This window comes from Leptospira haakeii (assembly GCF_002812045.1).
In the GTDB taxonomy this organism is placed as follows: domain Bacteria; phylum Spirochaetota; class Leptospiria; order Leptospirales; family Leptospiraceae; genus Leptospira_B; species Leptospira_B haakeii.
Genome location: NZ_NPEG01000006.1, coordinates 1 through 22,095, shown reverse-complemented (window position 1 = coordinate 22,095; position 22,095 = coordinate 1). Strand labels below are relative to the sequence as shown.

The window sequence follows — 22,095 nt, the reverse complement described above, 5'->3', positions numbered from 1 at the left end:
TGTTTCAAACGCTAGTCAAAAGGAAAATACATGTCAGAGATCAGCATAATCGGAGCAGGCGGATTTACAGGGAAAGAGTTATTAGGACTACTTGCCCGCCATCCAAAATACAAAGCTGTGCATGTTACTAGCGATAAACTTGCAGGCAAATCTCTTTCAGAAGTTTTTCCTGATTTGGTTTCGCCTAAGGATCTTGTTTTTAAAAAACATGAAGACGAGGTTCCAAAAGGTTCACTAGTAGTCCTTGCAGTTCCAAACGATGCTGCTTTGGAGTTAGCTCCTAAATTCTTGGAGAAAGGTCATAAGGTGATCGATCTTTCCGGGGTGTATCGTCTTCATAACCAAGAAAAATTCGAAACCAATTATAAATTAAAACATACTAGCTTCCATTTAACAGCAAAAGCAGTATTCGGTATTCCGGAAATTTTCAGAGAAAAACTGAAAGGTGCCGACTTTGTTTCCAATCCCGGCTGTTTCTCCACTTCGGTTATATTAGCTTTGTATCTTTTAGGAAATCTCAGAAAGGATATCAAACCAAGAATAATAGCCGATTGTAAATCGGGGATCAGCGGCGCGGGAGGAAGAGTAGAAGACGGGGGATTTTCCTTTAATGGTGTGTATGAAAACTTCAGAGCTTATAAAATTTTAAGCCACCAACATGAACCGGAAATCCAAGAGTATTGTTTTGTCGGATCAGGGTTATCTGAACCGGAAATTTTATTTGTACCTCATTTACTTCCTGTGTATAGAGGGATCTTATCTACGATCTATCTGGAAGCAAATTCTGAAAATTTACCAATCTTTGAAACTTTGACCGAAAATTCTAAATCAGAACCGTTTATTCGGATCAGAAAAACTCCGGAAGAGATTGATCTTGCGAAAATACAACATACAAACTTCTTAGATATTAGCATAAGACAAAGAGGAAAGAATATCACGATCGTTTCCGCTCTGGACAATCTAATGAAGGGAGCTGCAAGTCAGGCATTACAGAATATAAACTTAATGTTAAATGAGCCGGAAACTCTGGGCCTACTTTCTTAATCTATATGGAAAAAAGAAGTATCTATCATCTTGTCAGAGACTCTTGTATCCATTATAAAGATAGGCCTTTCCAATGGATCTGGGATGAAAAATCAAAATCATTCTCTGGGATTTCGTATTCGGAATGGTTTCTGAATCTGGAAAATCTTTCCGGCTTTTTTAGACAGAAAAATCTCGCAAAAGGTGATAAGGTAGGCTTATTCTGTGATAATAGGACAGAATGGGCCTTATGCTCCTTCTCCGTAATGTGTTCAGGCGGAGCAGATGTTCCAAGAGGATGTGATGCAAGCGAAGAAGAGATATTCTATATCTTAGATCACACAGAATCCAAGATCACATTCATAGAAAAAGAACAGGTTCTGGTCAAACTGGGAAATGTATTAAATAGATTAAAACATCTAGAAACCGTAATACTTATAGAGTCTGAAGAAAACTTTGTTTCCTTAGCAAAATTAAAAGCGGCTTATCCTAAAATCGAATTTATAGATCTGGAAACTGCAATCGCCCAAGGAAGATCTTGGGTTGAAAAGAAGGGAAAATCACTTCTTCATTCAATCGGCGAATCTTTAACAGAAAATGATACTGCAACAATCATTTATACTTCAGGGACCACTGGAGTTCCAAAAGGTGTAGTATTAAAACATAGGTCTTTTACTTGGACGATCGATCAGTTGCAACAATTTGTGCCCGCAAATTATTCAGACAGAGTTGTGGTGTTCCTTCCTCCTTGGCATATTGCAGAAAGGATTTTAGAAACAGCTCTTCTTTCTTGGGGCGCCTCACTCGCCTGCTCCAATGTTTCTCAGCTGACTCGCGACTTCGAGATCATCAAACCTACAGTTCTTGTTTCTGTCCCAAGAGTTTGGGAAGCGTTGTATCGCAGGATTTGGGATAAGGTTTCCAAATCTTCTCCTGCTAAACTTGCAGTTTTCAAAATAGCAGTCCGTATCGCAGAAACTTATAATTCCCTTTTAGATACTGTCACTGGAAATTATTCGGAAACTGAAGAATCGAATAAGGAGGAAAGATTAACCGACACAGTGGTTTCTACCTTACTTCTTCCTATATTTTATTTTTTGAATATTTTAGCTCAAAAGGTGCTCGCACCTGTGAGAGCTCTTTTCGGTGGACAACTTAAGTTTGCATTTTGTGGCGCTGGAGCAATGCCTCCTAAGATCCAGTTTTTCTTTCGTTCTATGGGAATTCCTATTATAGAAACGTATGGAATGACTGAAACAACGGGAATGGGAGCGTTAGGGAGTTTTCCAATTCCAAAGACCGGATCAATCGGTCCAGTGTTTCCCGGGGCACATATCAAATTGGTAAATGAGCAGAATGTTGTAGTTTCCAAACCTGGAGACAAAGGGATCGCTTGGCATAAGGGCCCACATGTAACCGCAGGTTATTATAAAAATGCGGAACTCTCCCAATCCAATTTTTCAGACGGATGGTTTAACTCGGGGGACTTATTTGTTTGGACCAAAACAGGCGAATTAAAATTTGCAGGTAGAGCAAAAGATACGATCGTTCTTTCTTCCGGAGAGAATGTGGAGCCTGAACCTATAGAAGGAAAAATTTTAGAAACCGGTTGGGTGTTAACTGCAGTAGTTATAGGCCAGGATCAAAAGTTTCTGGCGGTTTTAATCGTTCCGGATTTTGCCAAAATCAGAGATCATTTTTCTTCCCAAGGAATTCGTCTTTCTAACGATAACTCAGCCCTAGTCCAAGATCAAAAAGTTCTGAAATTTTATAAGGATCTGCTCAAGAATACGATCTCAGAAAAGAACGGTTTCAAAAATTTCGAAAAAATAAGCGAGTTTCGCCTATTAGATAAAGAGTTCGAAAAAGGAAAAGAACTCACCGAAACCATGAAAGTGAAAAGAAATAAGGTTGCAGAACTCCATGAGCATCTGATAAAAACGATCTTTCTTTAATCAGATGAGCGACCTTAAAATCCAGGACATCCTTTTCTGCGCGGCATTCGCAGGGGAAATCGACAAACTCAAATCGGATCCAAGAATCCACACCTTCGAAGCGGGAATTGGAGAATTGGAAGCTGCAATCAATCTCCAAAAATATCTTTCAGATCCTTCTAACTGGAAACCTAAGGCGGTTTTTGGGATAGGTTCGGCAGGAGTTTATAACTGGATCCCCAGAAAGGATTGGGAAGGTAAATTTGGAATTTCGAAAGTATTCGCAAACTACCAGATCGCATTCTTGGACAAAAAGGTCAGACTTCCTGAAAGTATGACTTTCAAATACGAATTCCCCGATTTACAATTCCCATTTGATGGGAACGATTTTGTAGAGTCCGCAACCAACGGTACAGGCTCAGTTACATTAGAAGATCTAAGCCCTCGTGCTTTAGAAAGGATTAAGGGAGAAAGTTTGGGCTTCGAGAATATGGAAGCATTCGGTCTTGCGAAAGTATGCAATCTATTTAATATTCCTTTCGGAACAATATTCGCACTTACGAATAAAGTGGGACCGAAAGGAAGTGAAGAATGGAAACTTTCCTGGAGAAAACATTCAGACAGGCTCCAGGAAAAGATTCTAAGTTATCTCTAATTATTTTTCCGCTGGGAAGAATAATTTACGGATATCCCCGATCGCGGCTTCCGTTTCTAATTCTCCTTTCTTAATGATTTCCTTATATTTTCCGAAATCGGTAAACGCAAATTCTTCGATATGTAAATTGATAAAAAGATCCATTTTCTCTTTTCTCAATTTTGTGATCTCTCTTCCCTCTAATGTGATCGCTCTTGCCATGATTTTTAGAATTGGTGGATAAGTAATATCTTCCCAAAGATTTTTGAAAAAAGACTTTCCGGTCACTTTTCTATCTTCTAAAAGTCTAACAATCCCCTCGTCTCGCAACGGAGAAACGTTTACAGATAAGATCACATCTGCACCTTTCCTTCTGATCAGGTTTTCTGGAACATTATTGATCACTCCACCATCAATCAAAAGATGATCACCTTTGAATACTGGAGGGAACATACCAGGCAAACTCATTGCTGCAGCTAGAGCTTCCCAGACGGGCCCCTGATCCATTACATATTCTTGTCCGCTATGAAGGTCCACTGCAGAAGTTGCAAATGGGATTTTTAGATCTTCTATCAATTGGGTACCGAATGCATCCTTTAACATCCGGAGCATTCTTTTTCCTTTGAAGAAGGAAATAAGTGGAATGGTTGGATCGAATGGTTTTTCTATTCCACCGAAAAACTTACCGATCATTTTGAAGATGGAATCTGTGCTTTCCCCTCTTGCGTAAAGTGCTCCTATCACAGCTCCGAAAGAGGAACCGCTTACAAAATCAAAACGGATCCCTTCTCTTTCTAAAACTTTTAGAAGTCCTACGTGAGCGAGTGCTCTGGCTCCTCCTCCACCAAGCGCAAGTCCTCTGGTCCTCGACACTAAGTACCTTGCAAAAGTTTCTCCCTTATAAAATATCTTTTGGTTTGCGGACTCTTCATGTTTTCTTAATCCATTTTCGGAAACGATGATCCGCGAAGTCCTTCCCGAAAAATTCCGTATCCTTGGTTCCCAATAACCCAAGATCTCATTTTTCTGCTTCAGATTTCTTTCCGGCTTTTCTTCCCAAAAAACGATCTGATCACATTGTTGCACAAGCTTATCCAACTCAGGTTGGATCTCCGGATTTTTAAAATAGAGATGTAGTATAGAAGACTTCTTTCTAAGTCCCGCGATTGTTCGGATCATCTCAGAAACGGATTTTCCTTTGAATGTGTCCATTCTCAAAAGAGAAACATGTCCTTCGTGGGACTTCCTACCGTTATCTACGATGGACTCCAAATGTATTTTAAAATCTTCTACCTCTTCTATAGGTATATGACATACAAGCCTTCTCGGAGAATGTATTTGGCTAGAAGAATCTTCCATTACCTCTCTCATTCTCATTCCCATGAGCCTCATCAAATTTTGGGAAAGTACTCTTTCTTTTGCGGCTAATTTTAAGAAATATTCTCCGTCCAAAACATATAACTGTGTATCCAGGATAGCGGTTGCAGAACCTGTATGTGCCGTTCTCGTAAGAACGCTATTTTCAGCAAACACGTCACCTTCTCCCAAGTAACGAACTGTTTTGCCTGCCTCCCCCAAGGTCATCATTACTTCTCCGTGCCGGATTATGTAAAGTTCCTTGGAGATCTCCCCCTTATAATAAATGACAGTATGATTGTGGACATGCCTCTCTTCAATGTGGCCGTAAAGTAAGACTAGTAATTTTCTCGGGAGACCCTTGAACAAGGGGATAGACGCTAAAAATTGCAACGCTTCCGGAGGTACTATTTTTTTCATGCGGGCAAAATCCTAACCTGGGAAATTTATTTTGTAAAGCGGAACTAGATCGTAACTCTGGTATTAGCCGACGGACCGACAATAGGAAATCCTCTTGATTTTTGGTCTATCGCGTAAATTCTAGCTCCGATGAAGTTAGAATCGGCCAAAGTGGTTGAGATATTCAAAAATTCCGTCACGGACTGGCATAAAGAGGAAGCTCTTTCTCCAAATCCATTCCCTCAATCCTCCCTTGAGTTCCTATTTTACCAAAAAAACCAGATAGATACTATTCAATGGCATGTGGAAGACGAGATCAGAAGGCCTGATCTCCCTGACAAGGAGCTTGTCCAGTTCAAAAGAAAAATAGACGCTTTGAATCAGGAAAGAACTGACCTTGTAGAGCAGATTGACGATCAGATTTCTGCTATGTACAAGTCCGTGGAAAAAAAGCCGAATGCCAGAATGAACTCTGAAACGCCCGCTTGGCTAATAGACAGGATGAGTATCCTGGAACTCAAAATTTATCATATGAAAGAACAAACGGAAAGAAAGGATGTGAGCCCTGAACATATCCAAACCTGCCAAAACAAACTAAATGTTTTGCTGGAGCAAAGAACCGATCTTTCCAAATGTCTGGATGAACTTCTGGACGATTTATCTAAAGGAGATAAATTCTATAAGGTTTATAGGCAGATGAAAATGTATAACGACAAAAATCTGAACCCATCCTTATATACAAAACAAGCATGAATCTTTTGGTGCTAAGATTCTCAGCGATGGGAGATGTTGCCTTGATGGCCCCGGCTTTGATTGCCGTCGCCGCCAAGTATACGAATATACAACTCACTGTTGTAACCAGAGGGAACTATGCTCCCTTCTTCTATAATATCCCGAATGTTCATGTGATCGGGATCAATCTCAAAAAGTATAAAGGTCTCTCAGGATTATATCGTTTATTCAAAGAATTAAATAAATTAGGTCCTTATGAAAAGATCGTCGATCTACATTCCAGTGTTAGGTCCCGTTTTATTAGTTTTTTCTTTTGGATCAGAGGAGTTTCCGTTTTTAGGATCATCAAAGGAAGAAGGGAAAAGATGCGTCAAATACGCAAGACTCGAAAAGTTTTGCGTAAACTTCCCCACACTGTAGACAGATATCTTAAAGTTTTTGAAAAAGCGGGATTTCCAGCGACCGTTCGCAAAGGTCCTTGGATCAATGTGGACCCTGAATCCAAAATTTACGCAAAAGACTTCCTTCTTGCCAGAAAAATAGATAAAAAGGAAGGTCTCTGGGTGGGTTATGCACCTTTTGCCGGCCATAAGCTAAAAGAATGGCCGATGGAAAAAAGCCTAGAATTACTCAAACTATTAAAGGAAGAATTCCCCAATATTAGAATATTCTTATTTGGTTCCTCTCAAGAAGCGGTTCAAATGGAAGAATGGAGAAATGGGGACCAGTCCATGACAATCGTTTCCGGTGGTAAACTTGGAATACGAGGTGAGTTAGGTATCATGGAAAGAATGGACGTGATCATCGGAATGGATTCTTCCAATATCCATATTGCAGCACTTCTGAAACGTCCTGTGATTGCACTATTCGGAACCACTCACCCACTATCCGGATTTGCACCTTTCGGTCAGGAAGATACTGGAGTTTTACAAATAGACGATTTACCTTGTAGGCCTTGCAGTATCTACGGAAATACTACTTGTTATCGAAAAGATTTTGCCTGTATGGAAAGAATTACTCCAGAAGACGTTGTCAAACGGATCAACGTCATCAAGAATATTAATACACTTTTTTGATCAGCCCATAATCCCGAAAGGATTCAAAGAGAAGATCGTATTTAATATGGATCTTTTCTTTTTCTTATTCTTTTGTTCAGCGACCGATTTATATACTTCTTCCATTCTATCCACACACGCTTTCATTTCATGGCTTTGTGAGATTTTTAAGGATTCCTTGGAGAAGGAAGCATACATAGCAGGATCTTCTAAGATCCGAACTGTTTTTTCTGCAATATCCCTTACATCAAATGGTTTCGCGATAAATCCGTTTACACCGTCATGAATCAGTTCCGGGATCGCAAATGAATCCACACCTACTGCAGGAAGACCACAGGCTACCGATTCCAAGATCACAAGCCCTTGCGTTTCCATCGTAGAAGCGGTCAAGAATAGATCGTAATTCGGATAGTGATTTGGAAGTTCAGCCCTATCAATAAAACCAGTAAACGTAATTGCTTGGTCTATACCTAATTTTTGGGCCTGAACCTTAAGAGAGGCCAAAGCAGGCCCGTCTCCAATGATTGTTAGAGTGGCAGATGGGATCTTCTCTATGATCAGTTTGAAAGAGTTTATGATAACATCGCAATTTTTCTCGTAGGAGATCCTACCAACATGTAGAAGTTTAGGGCCCTCTGAAAGAGTTTTAGGACTTCCTTTAAACTGAGAAAGATCCAATCCGTTAGAGATAACTGCTACAGGTTTTTTTAATCCGAACTCTTCCAATTGTTTTTTGATCAGGTGAGAAGGAGAAATGATCAGATCACAACGATCGTATAAATTATTCGTAATTTTCAGAATGATCTTTTTACGGATATTGAACTTGTCGAATTTTTCGAACTTCACCAAGTCCTTTATTTTGATCTTTTTATTCAACTTTCCAATTCTCATAAAAAGTTTGTCCAGTTTAAGAAGGCGATAAAAAGAAAGATACATGTCCTGCTCGGACATCAATGTATGATACGTTCCTATACTTGGGATCCCGTATTTTTCGGTGGCATTGATCCCGTAGACGCCCATGAGTCCCGGAGTGTGGATATGCACTAGATCGGGCTGGAATTCTTTGATCGCTCTTTTGATCTTAGAAGGAGAAGGTAAAACAACTTTGATATCAGGGTAACTAGGCAGGTATCCGCTTCTGAATCTTTCCAAACGGATATGATCCCCCATTTTATCAAAATCACCTTCTCCATAACGTGGACAACAAATCAAAAATTCATGTCCTCTTTCGGCGAGGGCTTCCGCAAAATTTCTCATTGAAATAGCGACCCCGTCTATTTTGGGTAAAAAGGTGTCCGAAAAATAAAGAATCTTCATCTAGGTTCCTAATGCGGAACCAATCTCCTCCACAATATGGATTTTACCACTCCATTACAGAAATCTATGTGAAAAATAATCGAATTTACAAAGAATAGATCGGTGAGATTATTTCCAGAATCCAAATGAAAGAGTTTTTGAAAAAGGCACATCTATTCTGTTTACTCGCAACCATTCCTTCCATCGGGATTTCGGTCAGTCTCAGCCAGGGATTTCTGGTGCTTTCCTTTTTTTTCGGAATAACGGACCAATTAAAATCGGGAAATTGGAAGGAAGTCCTACCGAATCATCCTGTTTCTAAAATTTCCATTTCTCTTTTCCTATGGTATGGAATCGTATTCTTAATCCATCTAGTTTTCGATAATTCCGCTGGATATGCGAAGGCTGCTTGGAATGGAGAACTAAAAGACTTCTTCCTATTTTTTGGATTAATCTCTGTAGGATTTACTACAAAGGAAGATTTGCCTAAAATATATAAAGCACTCTTCTGGCTTTTTTTACTCTTGGTGTTTACAGGAGTTGCAGGAGGTTTTACTCCCGTCCGGCTTTCCAGACTTATCAGCGATCTTTACAAAACTTCCAGTAGTTATAAATTTACACATCCTTTAGGTTCTATTTCCTCCATACCTCTTTATATCTCTATAGGTTTAATGAATACCCATTTGACTTTTGGAGGATTACTACAATTTTTCTCCGCTTTTGCTGTATTCGGATTTCTTAGAACTCTAATCCAAGGGGATAAAAAGAAGATACTGATCGCAGGCGTTCTACTTTTTTTATACAGCTTAGTATTCTTATTAAACCAAGCAAGATCCAGTATGATCGGAGCCGGTGTGAGTATCTTTTTTGCGGGAGTCCATTTATTCTTTATCAGAAAAGAATTTTCAAAATCCTTTCTGATCAAAGGAGCTTCCTTCATTTTAGGACTCTTATTCTTGATTGGACTCGTGCTTACATTTAGTCCCGCAGGAAAGAAGGTCATCGGACCACTTTTCGGAAAAGAAAAACATACAGACTCAGGAAGAACATTCATCTGGGATTCTAGTTTTCCACTTATCCAAGAACATCCGATCATTGGAGTAGGCCCAGGAAATTATAATAAAGAGATCGAAAAAGTAAGAATTGAACATTCAGAAACATACTCCGAACTCTCCTATTTTTACGAAGTCACACAAAGGGGACATGCTCATAACGATTATTTCCATTTGGCTTCCGTGTTTGGTATCCCTGCAGTATTGCTCTATTTGGGATTAGGGGGAATTCTAATCGCTTATCTATTTCAATCTAAGCAGGACTTTCAGAGACTAGTATTCTATTATGGGCTGATCGGATTTTTTGTTTCAGGACTATTCCAGTGTTATTTCCAGGATGATGAAGTAGTTATCCTTTTCTGGATTTTATTAGGCCTTTTTGTAAAAGGAGAAGTCCTAATATCAAAGGGCGACAACGCATAAGTTTTTTCTCCTTTGATTTGGGAGTCCCTGCTCTGCAAAAAAAGATAAATCTGATTTAGGATATTGATCCGAAAAGATCGAACCTACTCTATAATTATAAACTGCGAACAGGATCTGCTCTGGCCAGTTTATATTATAATTAACTGATTTATAACAGAAATACAGACCAAAATCCTCATATTCAACTAGGGCCACACCAGAATTCGAACTTACACTTTCAGAAAGATAATATACCCCATCTTCAAATGAAACTCCTAGTTTCCTGGGAAGTTTTCCTCTTTCCAAGATCCAAACACGTTGGGGTAAATTTTCGGAGATAAGTCCGTCTAACTCAGATTCATTTGGAAAGATCCAGGCCCCTACCGACCCTAAAAAATAGTCCGGTCTCAAAAACTGAGAAGATTTTAAAATCGCAGATTGGAACTCATTCATCAGATCCGATTTAGGAGTAGAAAATCCGAAATCTCCGGATCTGGAGAAAGACTGAATTCCAAGACTTTCTGCTTCAGTTTTCGGAAATTCACTTTTCCCCCCAAAATGACGAGAGCTAATAGATTCATAGTCTGTGATAGACTTACATACTTCTTCTTTCCACCTATAGAAATTATTCCAACGAAACCAAATAAACCCGATCTCTAAAAATGAATCCTCAGGTTGAATTTGAGATCTACAAATCTGATCTGTATCAGGATTAAAACTATAAGTGTTACTGATTTTAAGCAGCGAATTTGAACTAGATACTTCTATACGTTTCGATTTATTATTTATATTCTTCCATTCTTGTTTGAATTCTTTAGCAATTCTAGAATTCTTCATTCGAATAAGAACCTCTCGATTAGAATCTCTTGCACTCAGAGAATAATTATAAGATCCAGTTAGAACTTCTATATCATCTAAGATCATAGTTTTATGATGGAGAAGTCCTCCTTTACCGATCGTAGGATCATCTAAGATATCCTCGTTTCCGTCCTCCATGATCTCAATTCCTGGAATACCTGAGAGAAGTTTTCCTTCAGGATCCACGGGTCGATCATAGATTCCGCTGATAAATTTGTGATTGGCACGAGTAAAGCCAGAACTTAAAACCGGATCATAATGATCGAAGATAAGATATCGAATAGAATCTTTCGAAGAAAGAACAGAATCCAAAAGTCGGTTTTGGATCAAATTTCCTTCCAAAGGAGAATTCCAAAATTCTAATTCGCCAATTTTTAGAACAGGAAAAGGATACTCTTCCTTCAAGAAAGACTGAAAGTTTTCCCATTCTTTTTTATTCAATTTGAATTCCAAATATCCATTATGATCCTGCTCCAAACCATAATTGGTAAAATTTCCTGTTCCGATAAACACCAATGACTGGTCGGAAACCAAAACCTTGGTATGTTGCAAGCCTGTTCCTTTCCAATATTTTAAAAAAGGCAGAATAGAAATTGGATATGTTTTTCCCCATTCTCCCATAAGTTCCAAACGAACTCCTCTTCTATCTGCTTGTATGAGCTCTGATTCTATTTCGGGATCAGAGAATGAATAAATATGCATATAGATGGAATCTTTAGTTTCTCGGATAATCCTCAGAATTTCATCTCGCACCATTCTCTTTTTACCGACCGGAACAAATCTACCTGGATAAGAAAAAAATATCTTTGGATATAATTCATCTTCCCAGAAAATAGAAACATCTTCTTCAGTTCTTTCACAGGAATAAAAGCAAAGAAGTGTAAATAAGAGTATAAACTTATTCATTTCCAAACTCCTCCTATACGAAAGAGCATGTACCATTGTTTTAGCCCTGTTGTTTCGTCAGATTCAAAACCTCCAAGATCCAATTCAATCTTTGAAGAATCATCTTCTAAGGGAGACCAAGAAATACTTACACCTGCTTCTCTTAGGAATCTGTTTTGTATATTCCGGGAAGAAATTGTCCAAAGACCGGAGGAAGAATTTTCTTCTTTCAAAAATCCTATATAAGTAAAATGGATCCCGGGTGAAATTCCAAAGAACTTTCCTTCCGCTTTCCAACCGAATAAGTTTGCAGGTCTTTTACCAGGAAAATTGGTCTCTTCTCTTTCTAATCCTTTGTCTGTGATCCAAGTGGAGGGATAAAATCCCCATACCTGTTGTAAGATAGGATTTGAAATGGGAGAAGCTCCCATTCCGATAAAGCCCAATTCTAAAATTTCACCTTGAGAAGATCTTTTCTCTCGATCAGGCAGAAAGGCAAAGATGGAAATTTTGCCGTATGTATTATAAAATCCTAAATCAAACCTCAAGGCTTCACCGCTGATCTGGATTGATCTTTCCGGTCGAGAAGGATGGTATCCTGTTTTATCGATTCCTCTTGAAAGGAAGAAATCACCGGAAATATAAAAATACTTCCAGAGAAATCCAAGTCCGAGTTTCCATTCTACTAGGTAATCTCTATCTCCCTCTATACTTTCAGATTTGGATTCCTTTGTATCAGAGCCAAACCTTCCCCAGTTTCCCAAAGAAAGATATCTCACTCTAAATTTATATATAAGACGGTCTTCCTTGTTTCCGGTCAGACTTATGCCAGCTCTATATCTGGATTGGGAAAAGACCGCCGTATCCTTTTCAGAGATCAGCTCTTCTCTTGCTTGTTTAGGAAGGAATAACTCTCTCCCCTGCAATTTCAACCATTGGTTTTCTAATAAGGGGAATCCTCTGTATAGATCCAAAAAATCAAATCTAATCTTGATACGATCCAATTCGGTTTCCGCAAATAGTCCTTCTACTCCGTCTTTCCAAGAAGACCAGGCAGGAAATTCTTCGAAATCAGACTTTCTCCCCGCTCCCCATAAGAATCCTTTATAAAAAATTCCAAAGTATGAGTCCCTTCCAGGTAGGAATATGAGGCCTGAATTAGGAGTACTAATCAGAGTCCATTCTAAATTTGTGTGGAATTTATCTTTATACTTTTCAAATTTAAAACCTAATACAGCAGGAGAAGTTAACGCTGAAATTTTATAACTTTCTTTCTCTTCTAAGATCCGTCCTTGGGTTCTAAATAAGATCCATTGAAAATAGATCTCCAAAGTAGGATTTGGAACTTCTTCTGAAGATATGAGTTGGGCATATAAAAATAGAAATAAGAAGAAAACTTTTTTCATGAGTAAACTTCTTATTCTGAGATTCCAGGATGGGCATCTGTCAGAACACAACTCGGATCTCTAAATGGATTTCCTGAGTATAAACTGACTGACCAAACCCGCGTGCCTGATTCCAATTTAGAATAAGCGGATTTTCGAATCTTGTTTCGAGTATCGTTTACTCCTGGGCCCGAAGAACTGTATTGGAATTCATCCCAAAGCTCTCCAGTAAACGGATCATAAATTTTAAGTATATTTGATCCGGAAGAAGGTAAGCTAAAACTTGTATCTTTCCAAAATTCTGTTTGAGGAAAACAGATAGATTTTCCGGAAGAAAGTAAACTTAAACCTTCTTTATCTAAAGGTAGCAGAATAGAAACTATAGCTCCATTACCTTGGATGATTTCTAAAAATGTAGATTCGGGAGAATTTTCAGTAACAGATACGAATTCAAGAAATCTATCTTTTGAGATTGGATCTACACCTTGGTAAGAACCCATCCAAGAAATTTCCGAAAACCCAGCCTTACTTACAACCTGTGATCTTTGACAAAATTTCCGAGCTGCAGAAGTCCTGGGATTTTCTCTAACTATAGCTGATTGTAATAAGAAAGACTTAGAACCATTGTTTAAGTATGGATCTGCCGAATTAGGATGAAGAAAAGCCTGTCCATCCTCAAAACAAATACTTACGGTTTCCCCGTTCGTTTTTTGGAGTATTATACGAGTCGGAATTCCTTTAGGAGTTCTGAAGATCCCATCCCAGAGAACCTTCTCCTTACCTTCCGAATTTGATATGGAAACAAGATCGTTCGCACCGACTGATTTAAAAATAGAAAAAGAATAGGAAGAATTTCTTAAGAGAAAAGGAAGATTTCCAATGCTGAGTATTTCCCCTTCGGAAATTTTTTTATAGATCCGGATCGGAAAAAGATTTTTTCCCCAGCTAATTTTCAGAGAAGAAGGATCACAAATTAACCTTCCTTTATAGATCAGATCTAAATATTTCCAATTTTCTTGAAGAATACCATTATGCAATAAACCGTTCGGATTTAATTCTTCTAATTCAAAATCATTTGGATCACAGGCATCCCGATTCACAGCACCAGAGATTTGATTCTCTCCGGGATCCATGCAGAACTTTGAATTAGTTTCGCATTCGGAGAATGAATTTCCTCTCCAAGAGTAATAAGTTTCGCCGAATAAATAACCGCTTCCAGGAAGATTAAACTCGAGGGACCGGTCTATCCGCTTGAGTAAAATTTTACCGGTTTTTTTTAGATCTCCCCATTTGATTCCTGAAAGAGTAATATGTTCTAACGATGTAGCATCTTCTGCATAAATTCGAGTTTCCTGACCAGAAATAAAGCCAGTTGTTTGAGGAAGTGAAACATTGTTCCCAAATAAACTAAATTCCAATCCTTCTTCACAGATTGGGAAAATATTTGGATTATAGACCTCAATCCATCGTCCTAAACTCGAATTTGTTTCTCCGAAAATTTCAGTGATAATTGGAACGGAAGAAATGCAGCTTTCTAATCCAATTTGATTTTTAACTCTAATTAAATTTTGGATCTCCTTTTCTAAACTTGATGATTTAAAGGAAAACCCGAGATAAACTTCCGATTCTTCCAAGGGAGGAAGAACTAAAATTGCAATCCCATTCGAAAATGTGAATATACTAAAATTTTTAAAATGGTTTTTAAGATTAAAATTGCTCCTATCCCAAGCCATAGTTCCAGCATTTAACGATTTTAGTTTTCGGTCTCCGACAAGAGCAAATTTAGAACCTTCTACTTTTTTCCTAATCCCAGAAAATGGATAGGTCCCTATTTTATACTCAGAGTCATCCGAAAGTGTAGAACCGAATTCAGAAACCAGTGATCCTTCTCTCCAGGCGGAAAGAACCTGCTCAAATTCCGAAATTCCTGTATTTGCAATGCAGATCTGAATACTAAAATTAGGATCTTCTCCGGAGATAAAACAAGTTCGACCATTCTCTTGGATCAGATCTGAAATGAGCCTAGGGTATTCTGCACGAATAGGATCATATTGGAATTGAACAGATCTTTCTATATCTTCCCAAAATAATTCCGATCTAGAGTCTTGCTTACAGGAAGCCGAAATAAAAAATATGATTAAGCCTAAGGCAAGTAGTATTGTTCGCATTTTTCCCTCCAGAGCTACTTGTCCGGGGAAAAACTTATTAATTGCGATTTTTAGGAATTAGAGTTGGAATTTTCCGGAATTACAATTCCGCTTTTTTCTGTGTTTTGGTTTGCGGTAGAATGAAAATAATTAAAAATTTTCTCCGCTAATGCTTCTCCTATACCAGGAACCTTCATTAGCTCCACAATATTGGCATCTTCTATTTTTTTCTGACCGGAGAATGATTGAAGTAATAGTTTACTTCTTTTTAAACCAATGTCCGGAACTTCACGAATAAGACCAGTTAGAGCTTCTCGGTTCCTTCTGGAACGATGATGTTCCACTCCGAATCTATGAGCCTCATCGCGAAGATGGCGAAGTAATCTCATCCCGGGAGAGTTCATATCGAAACTATAAGGAGAACTTTCTCCAGGAAAATAGATCTCTTCCCTTTTTTTAGCAAGTCCTACCATAGGAAGATTTGCAGCGCCGGCTTCTACTGCTGCCTCGCAAGCTTTTCCAAGCTGTGTAGGACCTCCATCAATTACGATCAGATCGGGCATCACACCATCTTCATTGATGATCCTTTGTAACCTTCTGGAAATTACCTCATGCATCATTCCAGGATCGTTAATCCCTTCGTAGCCTCTGATATTATATTTCCTGTAACCTTGTTTGAATGGTTTTCCTTCTACGAACATCACGCCACTTGCCACTGGAAAAGAACCTTGGAAATGGGAAATATCATAACATTCTATGATATGAGGAGGCTCCTTAAGTTGGAACATATCTTGTATTTCTTTTAAGGCTACAGTTTGGTCTTTATAATGAGTTGCGAGAAGTCTTTCAGTAAGCCCAAGTTCCGCGTTTTTTTCTGCTATCTTTAAGAGGGACTTTTTCTCTCCTGCTTTAGGAAATCTTAATTTAGGTCGGAAACCTGTTTTCTCCTGTAAGAAGTCGAGCACGGTCTCCCCTTCTTCTTTTAAACCGAAAGGAACTACTATACTAGCTGGGATCATTCCGGCTCCCATATAATAATCTCGGAAGAAGGAGGATAATATTTCCTCTTCCGTTGAATTTTGCACACCTTGCAAAGGAAAAGATTTTTTATTATCTAAAAGCCCGCCTCGAACTTCCATGAGGACAACTTGTCCCTCATCTTCTTTACGAGCAAATGCGATCACATCTTCGTCGCCGCCATCCATACTTACAACAGTTTGTTTTTGCCGGAAGATCTGTAATCTGCCCAACATATCTCTGTATCTGGCTGCGATCTCGAATTCCAATTTCCCGGAATACTCGTCCATACGTTTGGTGAGTTCGTTTGCAAGGATCTCTTTTTTACCTTCTAAAAATTGGATGATCTGATTTACAATTACAGCATATTCATCTTCGGGGACTGTTCCTTGGCAGGGACCAAGACATCTTCCCATTTGGAAATTCAAACAAGGGCGTTTAGGTTTAGGAAGTGGAAGTTTTTGGCGAACTTTTCTAATAGGAAAAATGCGAAGGATCACATCTAAAATTTCACGAGTAGTCCTTACATCCGTAAAAGGACCGAAGTATCTATCTCCATTATCCTTTATTTTACGGGTAATAAACACCATTGGATAAGGTTCTGAAAGTGAAACGCAGATATACGGATATTTTTTATCATCCTTTAAACGGACATTGTATCTAGGATTATGTTTTTTGATCAGAGTAGCTTCTAATATTAAAGCTTCTTTTTCCGTGGAAGTTGCAAACCAATCCAGATCAAAAATTTCTCTCTGTAGATGTCTAGTTTTTAGATCTGTTTGTTTTTCTTTTAAATAATTACGGATCCGTTTATCTAAATTTTTAGCCTTACCGACATAGATCACCTCTCCTTCTGAATTCTTCCATAGATAACATCCAGGAGAACCGGTCAGGTTTTTGAGCTTTTCTACAATCAGAGTATGATTGACTACTTCAGGCATGGTTCAATATTCTTCGCCCCAATCATTTTCAGGAGAGGTTTTTCTTCTTAGACCTGCCAAAGTTTTGGAAGCGACCTTTCTTTTGGCCTTTCTAGCCTTATCCGCCTTGGCTTTTCTGATCTTTGCAAGTTTAGGATCTTCTATTTTAGAAGCTTCAAAAATTTCGGCCTCGATTTTATCACATAGAAGAATTCTCGCCTTATATCTGTTTAAACCTTGGGTGCGATGGATGGAACATTTAATTTCGAGGCCAGTCTTTTTATAGAGTAATCGGACGGCAGTCGAAACTTTATTTACATTCTGTCCCCCCTTGCCTCCACTTCTTACAAAAGTTTCTTCCAAATCGGATTCTTTGATCCCAAGCTTTCGCATTCTGGAAAGAAGAAGGTTCGCTTTTTCCGGAGAAACCGGGAATAGAACGGCCATTTATCTTTTTAAAAATTCTTCCGGATCGAATTGACTGAAATAAGGGAATGGTTTTCCGGAATCATCCAAACATACATAGGTCACCCTACAATCTATGATCTCCCTTATTTCTTTTTTCTTCTGATTTTTTGCAATGGCAGCACTTCGGATGGTGATCGAACTTTTTCCCACTTTTTCTATTTTGGAAAAAATTTGAATGATCTCACCAAGTAGTCCTGGGCTCTTGAAGATAACATTATCCATTGTCACTGTAACAAGATTAGAATATCCAATTTTTTCGATTACGAACATTGCACAACCTTCGTCTATCCAAGCAAGCATCTGCCCACCAAAAAGAAAACCGTGTTGGTTTAAGTCTCTAGACATGACTATATGTTGAGTGCTTAATTCCATTCCTTGGATTTTTTCATCTAAAAATACTTCTGAGTTCATTTTGGCCTCTTTATTCTTTTGGTGAAGTGGAAGAAGGACATTCTTTTCTGAGAATACATGTCTCGCAGAATGTCTTATGTGCCTTACAATATTTTCTTCCTAAAAATATAAAATACAAGGACAGATCCATCCAATATTCCGGCTGAATATTTTGCATTAGATCCTTCTCCACTTTTACAGGATCTGTTTGTTTGGTAATGCCTAACTTTTTAGAAACTCTTTTTACATGAGTATCCACCACGAATCCTTCCGAAATATGATGGATCTCATTTAATACGACGTTTGCGGTTTTTCTTCCTATACCAGGAAGTTTGATCAGTTCCTTGATACTTTTTGGCAATTTGCTATCATATTCGTTAAGAAGAAGGTTCGCAAATCCGGAAACTGACTTCGCTTTATTCTTATAAAAGCCCGTAGAATATATTAGCTTTTCTATCTTCTTTAAAGGAGCAGAAGCAAGAGATTCCAGAGTTGGAAACTCTTTGAAAAGAATAGGAGTAACCTGGTTGACTCTTTCGTCAGTACACTGAGCGGAAAGAATTACCGAGATCGCAAATTCGTAGTCTTTGGAATATTGGAGAGGAGAATTTACGTCCCCGAATTCCTTCCTGAGAAGGAAGTAAATTCGAGAAACATATTCAGGGGTCGGGGAAAAAGAAGGACTAGATTGCCTTTTTTTGGATTCCGACGTATTTTTTGGGAGCAAGTGCTTTTAGTGATTCGCCGTTATCTTTGATCGCTGCTTTGATCCCTTTCTTTTTCAGGGTTCTTAAAGCACGAGTAGAGATACGAACGGTTACCCAACGATTCTCATCTTCTAAGAAGATACGTTTTTTGATTAGGTTGATTTTCCAGTTTCTACGGGTTTTAAGGTGAGAGTGGGAAACATTGTTTCCGGATATCGTTCCTTTCCCAGTCACAACACATTTTCTGGCCATACTGCGACCATATTTTTCTATAAGTTGCTTATGTCAAGGAATCCAAAAAGATTTGGGAAAAATCCTAAAATTTCTCCCCTTTTTAAGATCAATCTCCATCCAAAGGGACCTTCTTCTTTAATGTTTCGAGAACATCCTCAGGAGTATCACAATAAGTGATCAGGTTCAGATCGTCAGGGTCTATGAGTCCGTATTCTTTCATATTTTCTAAATGGAATATATCATTCCAGAATTTGGTCCCATATAAAATGACCGGGATCTTTCGATTATTGCGACCTGTTTGGATAAGAGTCAAGGTCTCGAATAATTCATCCACTGTTCCAAAACCTCCAGGGAAAGCCACTACCCCCATGGATAATCTAAGGAACCAAAGTTTTCGCATGAAAAAATAATGAAATTCTACGCTCACTTCTGGGTCCACATAAGGATTCACGAATTGTTCAAAAGGAAGTCTGATATTCAAACCAAGGCTTGGGCCACCCGCTTCTTTGGCTCCTCGGTTCGCTGCTTCCATAATACCAGGTCCACCACCTGTGCAAACCGCCATTCTTCTGGTGTCTTTTGAAATTTCTTTTCCCCAAGAAGTGATGAGGCTTGCGGTTTTTCTGGCTGCCTCGTAATAAACGGACATCTCTTTTTGTTTCTGGAATAATTTCTTTTCTGATTCGGAGAGATCTTTTGTTTCTTTCTCTCTACATTCTTCCGGACTTAAGATCCGAGCGGATCCGAATAAACAAATTGTGTCCTGGATCTTTCCTTCTCTAAAAAGGGATTGAGGATAATCAATCTCCGCAAGAACCCTTAGATGGAACGCATCTATGGATTTTAAAAATTCTTCATGCTCTAAGGACGTTCTTCCCATATTTCTTTCCTTTTTTTAGGGGAAGTTAGGCTTGCCTTTCCCAACTCTATCTACTAACCTATCTCCAAGAATGATCGGACTAAGAAGTTTAAAAGAAAAAATTTTCTCCTGGTTTCGGTCCTCCTTTTTCCACCTTTCCATCAAATTGGAAGCGGGAAAGATCAGACTCCAAAAAGGACTGGATCCTTACGTTTCAGCAGAGTCCGATTCTAGGTTTTTTCGCAATTTAAACGGAAAGGAATCTGCCACTACCGAAGACTGGTCAGAGAACCTACCGCCCTTCTCCTTTACTGAAACAGAAACGGAGGAAATTTTTCCGAACGCAAAAAGAAAATTCCATAGAGTCCGAAAACATAGGGTTTCTATTTGGTCTTTATTATTTTTCCTTCCTTGGAAATCCAAGATCCAAGAATCAGAACCTTCTTTCAGAGCATTTCATCCCGGAGAAAATTTATTCCAAGAGGAAGTGAGCAAAAAGGTCCGCAAAAAGGAAAATTTCCACCTACGGAACAAACCGTATTTTTGGGAAGTTTGGTTTCCTCAAACAAGCACTCTTACACTTTCTCCATTCGTAATTTGGGAGACCTCAGTTCCTTCCGATCTGTTCCAAGATTGTTTGCCTGAATCTGTTCTTCCGGTAGGTGAACCTGGAAAATGGAAAGTGCGTATCCAATCTATGAGAGTTCTTTCTCACCAAATAGGAAATTTATATGAAGATACTTTCCCAAGTCCTAACAGAGTATACAGAACTGAAGTCTGGGTTTATGGACATATGAAAGAACAAGAAATAGATCCGGAAAAACCCTTGCTGTTTCCTCTTGGAGTTTGGATCTCACCAGACTTATTAAAAGTAGAAGATCCCAGACTCAGACAAGGATTATCTTTCCGAACCGGAGAAACTTATTGGAAAATCCAAGGAGAAAATTTAAAAATAGGGATCAGAGGTTTGGAATGGGACTGGAAACCTGCTAAGGAAAATTCCCAGTTCGAAAGTATATTAGAAAGTCCTCATGTATTTTTAGGAAAATCCTATTTCACATTGGAGTCTGGGTCTTTTACGAGAGACAGACAAATCGCTTATTTATTCAAAAGAGCGATCACTTCTGATCCTAAATTGCTCCAACGTTCCAGACCTAAACGAAACCTTTCTTCTGTTTCTCCAAATCCTAACCGGATATAACCTTCCGTTTCAAAATCCGCAGAAGGTAAAACAAATACTCCAACTTTTTCATATAGAAGATCTGCGAATTTTCTGGATTCTAAACCTGTTTGCAATTTTGCAAAACCGACTACCCCACCTCTTGGCTCTTTAAAACTTACAATTCCTGGGAGTTTGCCTTCTTGCGTTGCATGTGCGAAGTTACGTATATTCGCACACAAAGTTTCTTTGATCTTACTTTGCAAAGGTTTACGATTTTGTAAAAGTTTCAAAGCCAGAAATTCCGAAATTGGAGAAACAGTATGGGTAAGATAGTCCTTCATCGACCTTGCTTTCTGGATCCAATCTTTAGGACCAATTAACCAACCGATCCTAAGTCCCATTACACCAAAACATTTCGTGATAGAACCTGTAGAAATTGAATTTTCACAAAGTCCAAAACCGCTCCAACCTAAGTCCTCTTCTTCAGAAAGAAATCTATAATGTTCATCGAATAATATCCAATTCGGAAAATTCGAAGTGAGTCTCTGTAAGTCATTTTTATCTTCTTCTTCAGCGATAATCCCCGTCGGATTATGAGGATGATTGAATATAATTAGTTTAGGAGAATTTTGAAAAAGATTGTTTAGATTCTCTTTTCCAAATCCCAACTCTTTACTTTCTAATCTGGGAAGAAGGTCCACTTTTTGTAGATTTGCACCAAGAGATTTTGGGACTTCATACAATGCTTGAAACGCAGGCCAAAATAAAGAAGTCAAATCCCCTTTTTGCAAAAGAAGATGGAATGCGATGAATAGAGCTTCTCCAGTTCCGGTTGTCACCAGAACCTGATCTGGAGAAACATTAGAATAAAGTTTTGAAATTTCTTCTCTTAGATCTTTTCTTCCTGAATTGGGAGAGTCTGCTAAGGAAAGTTTTCCTAGTTCTCTCCAATCTAAATTTAGATATTCCGTAAGCTGATCCAGATGCAGATTCCGGATCCCACTTTCTCCCAGATTGCAGGGAGCTTCCGTCCTAAATTTTTCCAGACGATCTTCGATAAAAAATTCTCGTAAACCCACAAAATACCTAATTTTCGACCTTGATATAAGGATTGTTTAAAGTCGCGATTTTTTTTTCACACAGAGTTAAAAAGACTAATCCCTCCGTGTCTTTGTGTCTC

Annotated in this window: 19 protein-coding genes; 7 read left to right on the top strand and 12 right to left on the bottom strand. The window is 38.6% G+C overall.

Annotated features, from left to right (window positions below; translation table 11 throughout):
• Positions 1 to 30: 30 nt before the first annotated feature.
• From argC to CH377_RS11215, 3 genes are read left to right on the top strand one after another with little or no spacing between them, the layout of a single operon-like run.
• Positions 31 to 1,044 (top strand): N-acetyl-gamma-glutamyl-phosphate reductase, encoded by a 1,014-nt coding sequence (gene argC, locus CH377_RS11225; protein ID WP_100723898.1) that lies wholly within the window; start codon positions 31 to 33, stop codon positions 1,042 to 1,044.
• 5 nt (positions 1,045 to 1,049) lie between these two features.
• Positions 1,050 to 2,978, top strand: coding sequence for an AMP-binding protein (locus CH377_RS11220; protein ID WP_100723897.1), 1,929 nt, complete (start codon positions 1,050 to 1,052; stop codon positions 2,976 to 2,978).
• Positions 2,979 to 2,982: 4 nt separating this feature from the next.
• Positions 2,983 to 3,612: a phosphorylase gene (locus CH377_RS11215; RefSeq protein WP_100723896.1), complete on the top strand. Its 630-nt coding sequence runs from the start codon at positions 2,983 to 2,985 to the stop codon at positions 3,610 to 3,612.
• Here the strand turns inward: CH377_RS11215 and CH377_RS11210 are convergent, their stop codons facing one another.
• Positions 3,613 to 5,367, bottom strand: coding sequence for a patatin-like phospholipase family protein (locus CH377_RS11210; protein ID WP_100723895.1), 1,755 nt, complete (start codon positions 5,365 to 5,367; stop codon positions 3,613 to 3,615).
• Positions 5,368 to 5,496: 129 nt separating this feature from the next.
• Between CH377_RS11210 and CH377_RS11205 the strand changes: the two genes are divergently transcribed.
• Positions 5,497 to 6,099: a DUF4254 domain-containing protein gene (locus tag CH377_RS11205; RefSeq protein ID WP_100723894.1), complete on the top strand. Its 603-nt coding sequence runs from the start codon at positions 5,497 to 5,499 to the stop codon at positions 6,097 to 6,099.
• A complete protein-coding gene (locus CH377_RS11200) occupies positions 6,096 to 7,154 on the top strand; it encodes a glycosyltransferase family 9 protein (RefSeq protein ID WP_100723893.1) in 1,059 nt (352 codons plus the stop codon). The genes CH377_RS11205 and CH377_RS11200 overlap by 4 nt, the downstream gene beginning before the upstream one ends.
• Here CH377_RS11200 and CH377_RS11195 read toward each other — a convergent pair whose 3' ends face one another.
• Positions 7,155 to 8,450, bottom strand: a complete 1,296-nt coding sequence (locus CH377_RS11195) for a glycosyltransferase (RefSeq protein ID WP_100723892.1) — start codon at positions 8,448 to 8,450, stop codon at positions 7,155 to 7,157. It abuts the gene before it with no gap.
• Between the two features lie 125 nt (positions 8,451 to 8,575).
• On the opposite strand from CH377_RS11195, the gene CH377_RS11190 reads away from it, so the two are divergent.
• Positions 8,576 to 9,904 (top strand): O-antigen ligase family protein, encoded by a 1,329-nt coding sequence (locus tag CH377_RS11190; RefSeq protein WP_100723891.1) that lies wholly within the window; start codon positions 8,576 to 8,578, stop codon positions 9,902 to 9,904.
• Here the strand turns inward: CH377_RS11190 and CH377_RS11185 are convergent.
• From CH377_RS11185 to CH377_RS11145, 9 genes are all read right to left on the bottom strand, one after another.
• Positions 9,884 to 11,647, bottom strand: a complete 1,764-nt coding sequence (locus CH377_RS11185; RefSeq protein ID WP_100723890.1) for a phospholipase D-like domain-containing protein — start codon at positions 11,645 to 11,647, stop codon at positions 9,884 to 9,886. The genes CH377_RS11190 and CH377_RS11185 overlap by 21 nt on opposite strands.
• Positions 11,644 to 13,032 (bottom strand): LA_2168 family protein, encoded by a 1,389-nt coding sequence (locus CH377_RS11180; RefSeq protein WP_100723889.1) that lies wholly within the window; start codon positions 13,030 to 13,032, stop codon positions 11,644 to 11,646. The genes CH377_RS11185 and CH377_RS11180 overlap by 4 nt, the downstream gene beginning before the upstream one ends.
• Positions 13,033 to 13,043: 11 nt before the next feature.
• Positions 13,044 to 15,179: an LIC11755 family lipoprotein gene (locus tag CH377_RS11175; protein WP_100723888.1), complete on the bottom strand. Its 2,136-nt coding sequence runs from the start codon at positions 15,177 to 15,179 to the stop codon at positions 13,044 to 13,046.
• Between the two features lie 50 nt (positions 15,180 to 15,229).
• Positions 15,230 to 17,116, bottom strand: a complete 1,887-nt coding sequence (gene uvrC / locus CH377_RS11170; protein WP_100723887.1) for an excinuclease ABC subunit UvrC — start codon at positions 17,114 to 17,116, stop codon at positions 15,230 to 15,232.
• A 3-nt stretch (positions 17,117 to 17,119) separates the two neighbouring features.
• Entirely contained in the window at positions 17,120 to 17,542 is a 423-nt protein-coding gene (locus tag CH377_RS11165; protein WP_100723886.1) for a peptide chain release factor family protein, read from the bottom strand.
• Complete coding sequence (locus CH377_RS11160) at positions 17,543 to 17,974, bottom strand: acyl-CoA thioesterase (protein ID WP_100710104.1); 432 nt, start codon at positions 17,972 to 17,974, stop codon at positions 17,543 to 17,545.
• A gap of 10 nt (positions 17,975 to 17,984) precedes the next feature.
• Positions 17,985 to 18,680 (bottom strand): endonuclease III domain-containing protein, encoded by a 696-nt coding sequence (locus CH377_RS11155; protein WP_100723885.1) that lies wholly within the window; start codon positions 18,678 to 18,680, stop codon positions 17,985 to 17,987.
• Positions 18,637 to 18,912 (bottom strand): 50S ribosomal protein L28, encoded by a 276-nt coding sequence (rpmB, locus tag CH377_RS11150; protein ID WP_100723884.1) that lies wholly within the window; start codon positions 18,910 to 18,912, stop codon positions 18,637 to 18,639. Before rpmB ends, CH377_RS11155 begins: the two co-directional genes overlap by 44 nt.
• Before the next feature lie 88 nt (positions 18,913 to 19,000).
• Entirely contained in the window at positions 19,001 to 19,774 is a 774-nt protein-coding gene (locus tag CH377_RS11145; protein WP_100723883.1) for an LOG family protein, read from the bottom strand.
• A gap of 31 nt (positions 19,775 to 19,805) precedes the next feature.
• On the opposite strand from CH377_RS11145, the gene CH377_RS11140 reads away from it, so the two are divergent.
• Entirely contained in the window at positions 19,806 to 20,954 is a 1,149-nt protein-coding gene (locus CH377_RS11140; RefSeq protein ID WP_100723882.1) for a hypothetical protein, read from the top strand.
• Here CH377_RS11140 and CH377_RS11135 read toward each other — a convergent pair.
• Entirely contained in the window at positions 20,852 to 21,994 is a 1,143-nt protein-coding gene (locus CH377_RS11135) for an aminotransferase class I/II-fold pyridoxal phosphate-dependent enzyme (RefSeq protein ID WP_100723881.1), read from the bottom strand. The genes CH377_RS11140 and CH377_RS11135 overlap by 103 nt on opposite strands.
• Positions 21,995 to 22,095 lie beyond the last annotated feature (101 nt).

Excerpts from the sequence above, each read along its gene's own strand:
- argC (WP_100723898.1), top strand. The coding sequence starts at position 31 with ATGTCAGAGATCAGCATAATCGGAGCAGGCGGATTTACAGGGAAAGAG.
- CH377_RS11220 (WP_100723897.1), top strand. The coding sequence starts at position 1,050 with ATGGAAAAAAGAAGTATCTATCATCTTGTCAGAGACTCTTGTATCCAT.
- CH377_RS11215 (WP_100723896.1), top strand. The coding sequence starts at position 2,983 with ATGAGCGACCTTAAAATCCAGGACATCCTTTTCTGCGCGGCATTCGCA.
- CH377_RS11210 (WP_100723895.1), bottom strand. The coding sequence starts at position 5,367 with ATGAAAAAAATAGTACCTCCGGAAGCGTTGCAATTTTTAGCGTCTATC.
- CH377_RS11205 (WP_100723894.1), top strand. The coding sequence starts at position 5,497 with ATGAAGTTAGAATCGGCCAAAGTGGTTGAGATATTCAAAAATTCCGTC.
- CH377_RS11200 (WP_100723893.1), top strand. The coding sequence starts at position 6,096 with ATGAATCTTTTGGTGCTAAGATTCTCAGCGATGGGAGATGTTGCCTTG.
- CH377_RS11195 (WP_100723892.1), bottom strand. The coding sequence starts at position 8,450 with ATGAAGATTCTTTATTTTTCGGACACCTTTTTACCCAAAATAGACGGG.
- CH377_RS11190 (WP_100723891.1), top strand. The coding sequence starts at position 8,576 with ATGAAAGAGTTTTTGAAAAAGGCACATCTATTCTGTTTACTCGCAACC.
- CH377_RS11185 (WP_100723890.1), bottom strand. The coding sequence starts at position 11,647 with ATGAATAAGTTTATACTCTTATTTACACTTCTTTGCTTTTATTCCTGT.
- CH377_RS11180 (WP_100723889.1), bottom strand. The coding sequence starts at position 13,032 with ATGAAAAAAGTTTTCTTCTTATTTCTATTTTTATATGCCCAACTCATA.
- CH377_RS11175 (WP_100723888.1), bottom strand. The coding sequence starts at position 15,179 with ATGCGAACAATACTACTTGCCTTAGGCTTAATCATATTTTTTATTTCG.
- uvrC (WP_100723887.1), bottom strand. The coding sequence starts at position 17,116 with ATGCCTGAAGTAGTCAATCATACTCTGATTGTAGAAAAGCTCAAAAAC.
- CH377_RS11165 (WP_100723886.1), bottom strand. The coding sequence starts at position 17,542 with ATGGCCGTTCTATTCCCGGTTTCTCCGGAAAAAGCGAACCTTCTTCTT.
- CH377_RS11160 (WP_100710104.1), bottom strand. The coding sequence starts at position 17,974 with ATGAACTCAGAAGTATTTTTAGATGAAAAAATCCAAGGAATGGAATTA.
- rpmB (WP_100723884.1), bottom strand. The coding sequence starts at position 18,912 with ATGGCCAGAAAATGTGTTGTGACTGGGAAAGGAACGATATCCGGAAAC.
- CH377_RS11145 (WP_100723883.1), bottom strand. The coding sequence starts at position 19,774 with ATGGGAAGAACGTCCTTAGAGCATGAAGAATTTTTAAAATCCATAGAT.